This is a genomic window from Sulfolobus sp. B1, assembly GCF_007050195.1.
GTDB lineage: Archaea > Thermoproteota > Thermoprotei_A > Sulfolobales > Sulfolobaceae > Saccharolobus.
On record NZ_QIMI01000044.1, the window covers coordinates 1 to 12,448 of the forward strand.

The 12,448-nt window shown below is 35.4% G+C and carries 9 protein-coding genes and 2 pseudogenes; 5 read left to right on the top strand and 6 right to left on the bottom strand.

Annotation, left to right across the window (positions count from 1 at the left end; translation table 11 throughout):
- Positions 1-54: 54 nt before the first annotated feature.
- From DMP16_RS04590 to DMP16_RS04600, 3 genes are all read left to right on the top strand, one after another.
- The gene (locus tag DMP16_RS04590; RefSeq protein ID WP_069284640.1) at positions 55-405 is read left to right on the top strand and encodes a zinc ribbon domain-containing protein; all 351 of its coding nucleotides are present in this window, start codon (positions 55-57) and stop codon (positions 403-405) included.
- Between the two features lie 209 nt (positions 406-614).
- Positions 615-2,264 carry a long-chain-fatty-acid--CoA ligase gene (locus DMP16_RS04595; protein ID WP_143576929.1) on the top strand — a complete coding sequence of 550 codons (1,650 nt, stop codon included), beginning with the start codon at positions 615-617 and terminating at the stop codon, positions 2,262-2,264.
- Between the two features lie 12 nt (positions 2,265-2,276).
- Positions 2,277-3,395, top strand: coding sequence for an acyl-CoA dehydrogenase family protein (locus tag DMP16_RS04600; RefSeq protein WP_185957813.1), 1,119 nt, complete (start codon positions 2,277-2,279; stop codon positions 3,393-3,395).
- A 368-nt stretch (positions 3,396-3,763) separates the two neighbouring features.
- Here DMP16_RS04600 and DMP16_RS04605 read toward each other — a convergent pair whose 3' ends face one another.
- The 3 genes from DMP16_RS04605 to DMP16_RS04615 form a co-directional block, all read right to left on the bottom strand.
- The gene (locus DMP16_RS04605) at positions 3,764-5,755 is read right to left on the bottom strand and encodes a 3-hydroxyacyl-CoA dehydrogenase/enoyl-CoA hydratase family protein (RefSeq protein WP_069282809.1); all 1,992 of its coding nucleotides are present in this window, start codon (positions 5,753-5,755) and stop codon (positions 3,764-3,766) included.
- Positions 5,756-5,836: 81 nt separating this feature from the next.
- Positions 5,837-6,766, bottom strand: a complete 930-nt coding sequence (locus DMP16_RS04610) for an MBL fold metallo-hydrolase (protein ID WP_143576930.1) — start codon at positions 6,764-6,766, stop codon at positions 5,837-5,839.
- Between the two features lie 194 nt (positions 6,767-6,960).
- A complete protein-coding gene (locus DMP16_RS04615) occupies positions 6,961-7,857 on the bottom strand; it encodes an MBL fold metallo-hydrolase (protein ID WP_069284638.1) in 897 nt (298 codons plus the stop codon).
- Between the two features lie 37 nt (positions 7,858-7,894).
- Here DMP16_RS04615 and DMP16_RS04620 point away from each other — a divergent pair, with 37 nt between their 5' ends.
- The gene (locus tag DMP16_RS04620; protein ID WP_069282807.1) at positions 7,895-8,839 is read left to right on the top strand and encodes a fumarylacetoacetate hydrolase family protein; all 945 of its coding nucleotides are present in this window, start codon (positions 7,895-7,897) and stop codon (positions 8,837-8,839) included.
- On the opposite strand, the gene DMP16_RS04625 is transcribed toward DMP16_RS04620, so the two are convergent.
- Entirely contained in the window at positions 8,832-9,779 is a 948-nt protein-coding gene (locus tag DMP16_RS04625; RefSeq protein ID WP_255446800.1) for a phosphotriesterase, read from the bottom strand. The two genes, DMP16_RS04620 and DMP16_RS04625, sit on opposite strands and share 8 nt — an antisense overlap.
- Before the next feature lie 84 nt (positions 9,780-9,863).
- Here DMP16_RS04625 and DMP16_RS11330 point away from each other — a divergent pair.
- Positions 9,864-10,868, top strand: a pseudogene (locus tag DMP16_RS11330) (AMP-binding protein); the annotation flags it as partial.
- Here DMP16_RS11330 and DMP16_RS11550 read toward each other — a convergent pair.
- Positions 10,753-11,115, bottom strand: a pseudogene (locus DMP16_RS11550) (SDR family NAD(P)-dependent oxidoreductase); the annotation flags it as partial. The pseudogenes DMP16_RS11330 and DMP16_RS11550 sit on opposite strands and share 116 nt — an antisense overlap.
- Positions 11,116-11,146: 31 nt before the next feature.
- On the bottom strand, positions 11,147-12,193 hold the full coding sequence (locus tag DMP16_RS04640) for an alcohol dehydrogenase catalytic domain-containing protein (RefSeq protein WP_143576933.1): 1,047 nt from the start codon (positions 12,191-12,193) through the stop codon (positions 11,147-11,149).
- Between the last annotated feature and the right edge of the window lie 255 nt (positions 12,194-12,448).

Sequence of the window (12,448 nt, forward strand, 5' to 3'; positions counted from 1 at the left end):
AGGATGGTGGAGTAGAAGACATTCAGTTACTTTAGTCTTAGGTGAGAAAAAATGATGAAAGATGAAGAGGTAAGAAAGAAGTACTTTGAGTATTTTGAAAAAGAAATCTTGCCATTTATTGAGTGTAGAAAATGTGGTCATAAATTCTACTATCCCAGAGTTATATGCCCTAAGTGTGGTAATAAATATCTTGAAATCAAGGAGAGCAGAGGAATGGGTAAGATATTTGCTATGACAAAAATATACGATAAAAAGGTGATTTACGGGATAATTGAGCTGGATGAGGGATTCAAGATTTACTCCAATATAATTGGTGACGAGAATGAAGTAGATATAGGTAGGAGGGTTAAAGTAACCTTCGTTAACGTAAACGGTAAGAAGTACCCGTTTTTCAGATTGGTCTGACTCCCCCCCTGCCATGATGGTTACTCTCATCGATTCGAGATTACATACCTCATCTGAGGAGAAATCAAGAGAGTCATAGATCTCCTTCCCTTAGAAAAATGAATTTTTAAAGCTTTCCGTTCTTAAAGTGCTAGGCTTTCCTCATTTTGAAAATTTTTGCTTAAAGGATTAGAAAAAACTTAAAAATCAAAAATAACATAACTTTCACCATGGAAATTATAAAGGGTTTTCCATCTACTATGATGGACGACTATCAAATGAATGTCACACAGATAATTTCTCACACAGCTAAGTGGTATGGAGAGCAAGAGATCGTCTCAAGAGAGATGGATGGAAAGGTTTTTAGATATACTTACTCTCAAGCTTATGATAGAATTAAGAGGTTTGCTAACGCCTTAAAGTCTTTAGGAATTAGAGTGGGTGATAGAATAGGTGTTCTTGAATGGAACACACATAGATTCTATGAACTATATTTCTCTATCCCAGCAGTAGGAGCTGTGATGGTAGAATTAAATCCAAGACTTCATCCATTACAGTCAGCTAAAATCATCAACCACTCTGGTGTGAGTTTGATAATACTAAATGAAAATTTCTTACCTATCATAGAAAGTATAGCCAACAACATAAAAGTGAAAGAATTCATAATTATTTCTAAAGGGATAGAAACTAAACTTCAACGAGTGCATAACTATGAAGAACTAATCAATGAAAATAATAGTAATTATGAAATACCTATGTTTGATGAAAAGACTGCTTGTTACTCTGCTTATACTACTGGAACTACTGGTGACCCTAAAGGAGTATTCTATTCTCATAGATCTATAGTTCTTAATACTCTGGTAATATCGAGGAATTTAACAATTGATGATACATTTATGCAACTAGTCCCCATGTTTCACGTAAATGGTTGGTTAGGCTTCATGGGGGCTACTCTTGTAGGCTCTAAGTTAGTTTTTCCCGGTAGGTACACTTTAGAAAATGTAGGACACTTAGTAGATCTCATGATAAACGAGAAGGTCACAGTTACTGCTGGAGTTCCTGAAATATTTAACTCTATTCTAAATTATTTAATGAAAATGGAGAAGAAACCAGTTTTCACTAACACGAGGATTTTAATAGGTGGTAGTGAACCTCCTTTAAGCCTAGTTATAGGCTTAATGAGTTTTGGAATACAAGTAGGCCAAGGATACGGTACTACAGAAACAACTCCTTCTGTAACTGGTAGTGTTGTTAAACCTAAAGTGAGAGAAAAGTATTCTAATGAACAATTAACTGATCTACTGAGAAAACAAGGAATACCTAGCTTTGGCGTAGATGTGAAAGTAGTTGATCCCGTTACGGGAAACGAGGTACCTCACGACGGGAAGACCGTTGGAGAGATCTTGGTAAGGGGATTTTGGGTGACAGCATCTTATTATAACGATCCTAGAACTATAGAGTCTTTTATTGGTGATGGGGTTGATAGGTGGTGGAAAACGGGCGATCTAGCCGTCGTAGACGAAATGGGATACATAAAAATAGTGGATAGAATTAAGGATGTAATAAAAAGTGGTGGAGAATGGATAAGCACTGTAGACCTAGAAAATTATTTGATGACTCATCCAGCAGTATCTGAAGCTACTGTGATTGGAGTCCCTCATCCAAAGTGGGGCGAAAGACCCTTGGCTTTTGTAATATTAAAACCAGAGTTTGAAGGTAAAGTATCCAAGGAGGATTTAGTAAAATATTTAGGTCAGAGGTTTGCTAAATGGCAATTGCCAGACGATATAGTTTTCGTTAAGGAAATTCCTAAAACTAGCGTTGGAAAGTTTGATAAAAAGGTTTTAAAGGAAAAGTACAAAGATTACTTTACAAAATAGTTTGAGATGGGAATTATGAGAGATGAGGAGGAATTAGAAAAATTTAGGAATAATGTTAGGGAATGGATCGAGAAAAACGTTCCGGAGGAGATTAAAAATAAGGGGGATTCAGCATCTGTAACTGCCTTAAGAGAATGGCAAAGAAAAGTTTATGAAGCAGGTTATTTAGGCGTTTCTTGGCCTAAAGAATATGGTGGTTGGGGAGAAGACCCGTTAAAGGAAATCATTGTAAGAGAAGAATTCGCTAAGGCTGGATTACCATATGCTAATTTAGGTTTAGGTGTATCAGTAGTTGGACCTACTATTTTACTTAATGGTACTGAAGAACAGAAGAAGAAATACATAAAGAAAATTTTAACTGCTGAAAACATATGGTGCCAAGGGTTTTCTGAACCTCATGCAGGTTCGGATTTAGCTGGGATAAAGACTAAGATTGAGGATAAGGGGGATCATTTCTTAGTGAATGGTCAGAAAATATGGAGTAGTTATGCACACATAGCAGACTATTGCCTACTTTTAGGTCGAACTGGAGATCCTTCAGAGAGGCATAAGGGAATGACCATGGTAATTGTTGACATGAAAAGTGAAGGAATTAAGGTTAGTCCAATTAGGCAAATAACCGGAAGATCCGAATTTAATACAGTATACTTTAATAACGTTAAAGTTCCAAAGGAGAACTTAGTGGGAAAAATAGGTGAAGGCTGGAAGGTAGCGATGTCGACTCTAAACTATGAACGATTTAATATTGGTACAATATTATTTGCTGTAGAGAGAATTTTAAGAGATGTATCAAAGAAATATTCCAATGAACAGCTGTTTAATCTGGCTGAGGATGTAGTAGCATTAAGATCTTTTTACAGGAGGTTATTAGAAAGAATAAAGAAGGGATATGTAGTTGGACCAGAGGCTGCTGTAATTAAGCTTGTAGCTTCCGAGAGCATACAGAAGGCTTATGAGATTGCAGTGAGCAATATGGGAGTTGATGCTCTGATTATGGAGAGACAAGCTGGTTTCAATCCAGAATTTACTTATGGTCTGTTAGCTTCTAGATCAATAACAATAGCTGGAGGTACTTCCGAAATACTACGTAACTTATTGGGAGAAGTTATATTAGGAATGCCTAAAGGATAATGGAGATCTGCCTTTAATAGTCATGGTATTCAATCCTCGCGTTTTTTATTTCCCGGGCTATTTAAGCAAACTAAACTCCTTAAGTGTAAGCTTCATGGAGTATATCTTACCCAACCTATCACTCACCTAACTTTGATACCATTTAAGCCATTAACGTTAGAGCTTAGAAACTCTAATGTACCCTCCGACTATAGGGTATTAGAAATTATGAATAAAACATCAAATAACATATACTTTACGAGTTTATAAAATGATGATAACTAAAATTTTATGAATAGTTTGTCTTTCATTTAGTAATGCTTTCTTAAAGAAATAAGTATGTCTATAATAAAATAAACTGAAGAGAAAAAATTTATTACTTTTCTCTATTATTCTCCCTTAAATTGAGGCTTCCTTTTCTCCAAGAAAGCCCTTACACCCTCTTCTACGTCTTTGGTAGTAAATAGTAAGCCAAACAATGTAGACTCCAATGTCTGCCCTGTCCATATATTTGACTCATAGCCTAATTCTATTGCCAATTTAGCAGCTAATAATGAGAGTGGGGACTTCTCGGCTATCTTTAATGCTACTCTTCTAACTTCGTCCTCAAATCTATTTGCAGGAACTATCACATCAACCAGGCCCATTTTATATGCGTCTTCTGCACTAACCATATCACCAGTATATATCATTAATTTTGCCCTACCCTTTCCTATAAGCCTTGGAAGTCTTTGAGTACCTCCTGCTCCTGGAATTATCCCTATGTTAATCTCTGGTTGGCCTAGTTGAGCTACTTCAGAGGCAATCCTTATATCACAAGCCATGGCTAATTCTAGTCCTCCACCTAATGCGAACCCATTTAGAGCAGCTATGATTGGTTTAGTATATAACGCGATTTTATTTAACACATTTCTCAAGGTTCTCAATCTTATTACATCAATAGGTCTTAATGTTACAAACGAAGTTATATCAGCTCCAGCAGAGAATGCCCTACCGTTACCAGTTATTACTACGACTCTTACTTCATTGTTAGTTTCTAACTCATCCAGTACCTTATCTAGTTCGCTTATCAACTCTGCATTTAAGGCATTTAACCTATCTGGTCTATTCAAAACGATCCATGCTAACGGAGGCTCAATTCTAACAATAATCGTATTAAGCCTTTTTTCCTCAACCTTACCATATTGGTAAAAGCCTATTCCGCTTTTTATACCTAATTTACCTTGACTAGCCATTTGAGTCAAAAGTGGGTCTGGTGAGTAAACTTGGTATCCTGACAAAGTTTTTAGTTCGTCTAGAGCTTTAATTACATTATCAATTCCTAATTCATCAGCGTATTGGAAAATGCCCTTAGGAAATCCTAAGCCTAATCTAACTCCTAGATCTATATCATCTCTACTAGCTACACTCTCTCTCAATAATCTTGACGCTTCGTTTATGGCGCCAGCTAGAAGTAACGCAGGATTTAGCTTATCAGCCAACTCCTTTGGTATTTCTGGTTTAATGTATTTACCTGGAGCTGGATAAGTATAAAATCCTTTGCCAGTCTTTACGCCTAACTCATTTTTCTTAAACTTTTCCTCTATTAAGCTACAGATAGGCACGTCGTCCCTAATTCCCAATTCCTCTCTAGATTTCGAAACGTAATAAGCTACATCAATTCCAGTGTAATCGAGGAGTTCAAAAACGCCCATAGGAAATCCAAGTTTATACCTAGCTACCGCATCAACTTCTCTAAAGTCAGCAATTTTCTTCTCCACAACGATACATGATGCTAGATTAATCCCACCTAAAATTCTATTAACTACATAACCTGGAATATCCTTGTTAATCATAATTGGTTGTTTTCCAAACCTTTTAGCTAAATCATACGTTATCTTAGCCGTTTCATCACTGGTTCTATCTCCTTTCATAACCTCTACTAATTGCATTAACACAGGTGGGTTAAAGAAGTGCATCCCAACTACTTTTTCCGGTCTCTTCGTCGCTTCAGCTATTTTAGTAATAGGTAGACTACTAGTATTCGTCGCCAATATAGCGTGTTTCGGTAATAACTCATCAAGTTTGGAGAACACTTGCCTTTTAATGTCTAACCTTTCAGGTGAAGCCTCTATAGAGAAGTCGGCGTCACTTACAGTATTATCTAAACCCACTACTGTTTTTATTCTGGATAGAATTGTGTCGACACTTTCCTTTAATTGTCCCCTTTCTTGAAGTTTACTCAAACTCCACTTAATCCTCTCAATGGCATTATTCAATATATCTTGGGAAACGTCACTTAAGTATACTTGATAACCTGCTATCGCTGCGACTTCAGCTATTCCATGACCCATCGTTCCGGCTCCTATAATCAGGATTTTCTTAATGTCTTCTACCTTCATTAATTAAAATTAACAGCCAAAGGTTAAAAAGTAAACTCATACGTATTTACATATACTTTTTGATACATTACTTATTTTGTATCAAGTAGATATAGTATAATAAATTGAATTATTAATCTTTATTTCACTTATAGAACCTTTCTCAACAAGATACTTCAAGTGGGACATTGTCTCTCCTAAAGCTAACTGTTTATCGAATGATGAAAGTTCATCCCATTTTTTATACCACGAAATGCCCGTTGCTATCTCATATGCATTGGCTTTTCTCTTATCTCTAATTATTTTTATGATCTCATCTAACCTTTTATCATGATGCCCTATAATCTCTCTAATCCTCTCTTTAACGTTACTAAAGGCCTTTCCGTGAGCGGGATAAATTACGTCTACATTTAGTGATTTGATCTTCTCTAAGCTATTCAAGTAAGCTTTCAAGGGATTATCGTCTTTCCTTAATAGAGATACGTTAGGCGTTATGTCCGGTAAGATATGATCCCCACAAAATAATGAATGATCATACATTAAGCATATATGTCCAACAGTGTGTCCAGGTGTCCACAATATTTCGGCTCTAGTTCCATTAATTTCTATTTTATCACCATCCTTCACAGTGATAAAGTTTACGCCTTTTATTATTTCATTAAACCTTTCTCTATTTCTCAGCATTCTATCTATCACTTGATCTGGAAATCCGTTAGACGATAAGTACTCTTTAATATCTTTAGAATATTCTGGACTTAATAAATAATGAATAAATTCCAATTCTTTTTCATGAATGATTATATTTGAATTTTTAAAAAGTCTAACTAGCCCAATATGATCTGGATGATAATGTGTTATTATCACATTCCTTGGATATCTATATTTAGTTAAAGAGGATGTAAGAGTCATTATATCTTCTTCAGTAGGCAATCCGGTATCTATTAATACACTATCTTCTCCATCCTTTATTAGATAGGAATTAATGAAGTGAGGCGGACCTTGCATTGGTAATGGTATAGTTATTATCATTATAAGGCATATACACTGTTCACAATTTAAAATTTAGCTAAATAAAAGACATCAGTAGGAAGAGCATCATTAAACTTTAAAGACTACTACAAAACCTCACACCAAATTCTTGAATAGATACTTTTTGACATTAGTATTTTAATTAACAATAAACGTAACGATATAAAATCTGTAAACTACATAATGACGTGAACATTCTACGATTTAGCTCTATACTTGACCATTTCTAACAATATTTGATTAACATTTTCTAATCTTGTTTTAGTCAACTCACTGTAAGCTCGTGCCACGTTTCCTACAATCCTCTCTCTATTAATCCATGAGTCATATTTACCTAAGTTAATCTGATAAGAAGCTTTTATTGGATCTTCTATACCTTGTTTGATCATCTTCCTTGTTTCGTCTCTAACAAAGATCAAGTAATCCCTAGACTCATAGAGTGCTTTTCTATCATACGCCACTTCTCCATGTCCCGGTATAAATACTTCAGCATCTAGACTAGCCAAGCTTTCTAATGCATTTATATACCCTTGAATATTTCCCATTAGAGCAAAAGGAGTACAAGGTGGAGAAAATAACAAATCACCGGTAAATACTACTTTTTCATCTGGTAGATAGATATAAACATCGCTTGTAGTATGAGCGTAACCTACGTAAACAATTTTTATCTCTTTATCATCAATAAAGATGCTCATTTCATCACGTAATGTTAGGTCTTGAGGTACATATTTCCATCCAGAGAAATCAACATTAAAAAATAGGTTTTGAAAGGGATTTGTTCCCCTCTTCATACCCTCTAACGTCTTCTTCCTACAATTAATATGACATATTGTTATAGCGTTAAATAGATAATTCGTCCATAAATGGTCCTCATGCTCGTGTGTATTTATTAAAAACTTTATTGGCTTATCGGTAACCCTTCTTATTTGCGAAATAAAGTTCCTTGCCATTTTATCGTTCGTGAGAGAATCTACGACAATCGCATATTCCTTTCCTATAATTACCCCTGCATTACTTAAGAACCAATCGCCGTTTCCTTGAATAAAAGCGTAAACATTATCAGTAATTCTCTCAAACTTAAAGGGAATTTCCATCATAAAATATATTCCTTTTCTTACTAAATATATCTACATGAAACTACTCAGCTTTCTAAGGGGGAATAGGATAAGAAGTGGTGTAATAATAAATGAAAACTACGTAATTGACCTCAATGACACTTGTTATTCAATGCTACTGGAAAAGGGGGAAGATGAGATTTTCGCCGATAGATATTGTAACGCTCTAGCACCTTCCGATATGCTAGGAGTTCTTCAAGCCGGAGATAAGGGTATTGAATTGATCCATGAAATGATAAATTGGGTGAAGAAGAGAGAGGAACACCTAATCAAATTAAGTGAAGTAAAGCTTAAAGCCCCGTTACAGAGGGCTAATATGCTGAGAGATTTTTTAGCTTTTAGAGGTCACGTTGAAGCAACTTATAGGAGGAGAGGTCAGCAAATACCAGAAGAGTGGTTTAAGATACCAATATATTACAAGGGAGATCCAACAATATTTTATGGTCATATGGAAGTAGTGCCTTGGCCAAAGTACTCTAAACAAGTAGATTTAGAGCTTGAAATTGCAGCTATAATATACAAAAAAGGAAAAGACATACCAAAGGATAAAGCAAAGAGCTACATTTTAGGTTTCACTATATTTAATGATTTTAGTGCTAGGGATATTCAGATGATGGAGATGAAAGGGTTACTAGGTCCTGCTAAGGGAAAAGATTTTGCTAATGGTCTCGGACCGTGGATAGTTACTAAGGATGAGTTACAAGATATCAAGGGTTTAAGGTCTTACGTTAAAGTAAATGGAGAGACGTGGTGTGATACAAAGGCTGAAGATATGCAATGGACTTTCGATGACATGATAGCCTATGTTTCTCAAGACGAATACATTAGACCAGGGGACATATTTGGTAGTGGGACAATATCCGGATGTACTGGTATTGATATTGGTAAATCGTTGAAGCCTAATAGCACAATAGAACTTTACGTGGAAAAAATAGGAACACTAATAAATATTATTAGCTGAAAAGCTTGGCTGGGTTATTTACAAATATTAACTCTATTACGTCATCTTTAACTCCCGACTTCCTTAATGAAGGTATTACATCTGTGAATATTAGGGTCATACTCCACCTAGGGGCTAGTTTAGGTTTATATTCTGGTTTGGCTGTTCCCCAATCTATGGTACAACAATAATCATGAGATACCATTATTTTATCTGCATAACCATCTTTTATTAATCTAATCAATACCTCATTTCTTTTTTCTACTGGCAAAAACAAGTCTAATCCATACCTATCTAAACCAACGAAAGACCCTTTATCAGCGATTTTCTTTATATACTCCACGTTCTCAGTATCCCCTAAATGTCCAATCAGAATTTTGCCCGGATCAACACCTTCTTCCATCAATATTCTCTGCTGTTCCATTCCAGTATTATTATGAGCATTTGAGTGTGTAATTATGGGGACTTTAGTCTCTTTGTGGGCAATTCCTGCTGCTCTAATAACCCTCTCTACATCTTTAGTAATACCCGGCTCATCAGCTGCTATCTTTATAAAAGCAGCCTTATTATCAGTACCTTGAATACCTATCCTTATATCGTGTATGAAAAGTTCAGCTATCTCCTCGATTGATCTCTGAGTAAAGTAAAAGGGTAAATCAGTATAAGTGTATATCCCAGTTCCTGCCACTAAATTTATCCCAGTTTCTTTAACTACCTTCTCCATAAATCTTATATCCCTTCCTAATCCCATCACAGTAGGGTCTACTATCGTCTTTACACCATAGTTCATCGCTTTTCTCACCTCATCTACAGCGTTTTTAAATTCCTCTTCCTCATTGTATAAATGAGGCCATTGAAATCTTACTGCCTCACTAAAAACCTTTAAATGTTCGTGAATTAACGTGAAACCCATATCTTCTGGAGATATACTTTCCTTTCCAACAAGTGGAATTTTAGCCACGATTTTTTATCGTTTTATTAACATATAAACTTTCTCTCAATTTTTATGTAAGCTTTATTAACAACTAGTTATAAAGCATATCATATGAATAGACCTTGGTTTAAGTTTTGGCCTTCAAAATTACCTAAAACTTTAGATTATCCTAGAGTACCTCTATTTAATATCGTTGAGGTATCTGCTCAACGGTATCCTGATAAACCAGCAATAATCTATTATGGTAATAGGATAACATATAAGAAACTATGGGAAGATATATCAAGTTTTTCGTCTTTCTTACATAACGATTTAGGGATAAGAAAAGGGGATAGAGTAGCAATTTTCATGCCTAATTCGGTCCAATGGATAATATCATATTTTGGAATATTAAGGGCTAACGCAATAATGGTCCCAATTAATCCTTTAATATCGGAGGATGAATTGAATTATATACTTAGGGATTCCGGCTCTGTAGCGATTGTAACACTCTCCTCATACTTATCTAAAGTGTTAAAGGCTAAAGAAAACACTAATATCAAATATATAATCGTAGGAAAATTCAAGGATTACTTACCTCCTAATCCAGAAATTAAAGTCCATCCCCTTATGCAAAAGGAACCAGAAATAGAGGGTGATGTAATAAAGTGGAATGAGGCATTTAGCGAAAAGCCTTTACCACCTATTGAAGTTACGTCAGATGACATCGCTGCTATTCCATATACTTCTGGCACAACAGGCTTTCCTAAGGGATGCATACATACACATTCTACTATATGGCCAACTGTGTTAGGTTCAGTAGTGTGGAACATGTTAACTCCATCATCAGTAGCCTTGGCATCATTACCTATATTTCACGTTACTGGATTTGTTCATAGTCTAAATGCACCACTGTATATAGGTGGTACCATAGTTCTCATGTCGATATGGGATAAGGAGAGTGCAATAGAAGCTATTGAAAAGTACGGGGTAACACATTGGACTAACATTTCAACTATGGTAGTTGATCTGCTAACTGTACAAGGAATAGAGAAAAGAGATCTAAGTTCATTAATATTAGTAGGAGGTGGAGGGGCCTCGATGCCAGAAGCAGTTGCCAAAAAACATCAACAACTCCATATCTTTCTAGCGTAGCCTTAAGCAGTGTCTCACAACCCTCTCTAGTTGAAACATCTGCTAACACACCAATAGCTTCTCCACCTACGCTCTTTATAATATTTATTGTCTCATTCATTTCTTCAATCCTCTTCTTAGCATTAACAACTAACAAGCTACCTTCCTTAGCAAGTCTTACAGCAATAGCCCTACCGATACCTCTGCCAGAACCAGTTACAACAACTACCTTATCTTTTAAGGAATACATAAAAAATATTGAACTTCATAGCAAATAAAGTTTAGTTCCACTTAACAACAGCTCTAATATGCAGACCTTTCCTTAAATTCTCATAGGCTTCGTTTATGTGTTCAGGATAATATACATGCGATATCAACTTCCTTATATCTATTTTACCCGAGGAGGCTAGAGAGACTATTTCTGGTAGATCAATTCTAGGTCTGTAACCTAAACTTCCTATGATATTTATTCCATTGGATACTACATAAGTTATAGGTATTTGAGCTAAATGAGTGAAACCGCCTAATCCTGTAACAACTATACTCCCACCAGCTTTAACTACTTCTAGGGATAACCTCAAGTCCGGATTTGGCTTAGTCTCATACACAATATCAGCCCCACCGCCTAACACTTCTATAATTTTAGATCTAGTATCCTCATTTAACTGATTAATAACGTAAGTAGCTCCCAGTTCCTTAGCTTTTTCAAGTTTATTTTCATTGATATCAACAGCTATGATGGGATAAAGCCCCATCGCATTAGCCAATTGTAATGCAGCTGAACCTACGCCACCTACACCTATGATCACTAAACTATTCCCGCTGGTCGATTTAGCACTTTTTAATGCATTATACGCAGTACCATATGCACACGCTATTGGAGATGAAATATAAGGATCTAAATTTTTAGCTAAAGGTATTACAGCTATTTCAGGGACTGAAACGTATTCAGCATGTCCTCCATTGATTCCTAAAATTCCTACTAACTTACTTGCTACATTCTTACAGTAGTTTTCTTTACCACTCGCACAATTTCTGCAAACTCCGCAAGGTACTATCCATGAGACTAATACTGGATCTCCCTTTTTTAATCCATAAGGATTCTTAACATCACTTCCTAATTCCTCTACCCAACCGGATATTTCATGACCTATGATAAACCCATTCGGAAGAGGACCAACTAGCTCTCCATCAATTAAGTGTAAATCACTATGACAAATTCCAGTCGATGCTACTTTCACTAATATTTCGTCACCCTTTGGTTTTGGATCTGAAACTTCAGTTAGGTCTAAGGGTTTATTAACTCCCCTAAAAACTGCAGCTCTCATGTGAATTTTAATTCATTTTGATTCTTATTAAACTTTATTTAAAGGGACAATCGTATAAAGAGATCGTAATTATTTTTCCATTTAGTAAGGATTTAATCATATATGACTTTGCAATCAAACATGCCTATAAGCGAAAAGTTTATTATATCTAATTCTAGTTAGTTTACTTTGACTTTACTATGTTAGTATGATATATATTATTATTTAAATCTAATAATATAATAAATGAATGACAATAATGGTATAAGCATATTA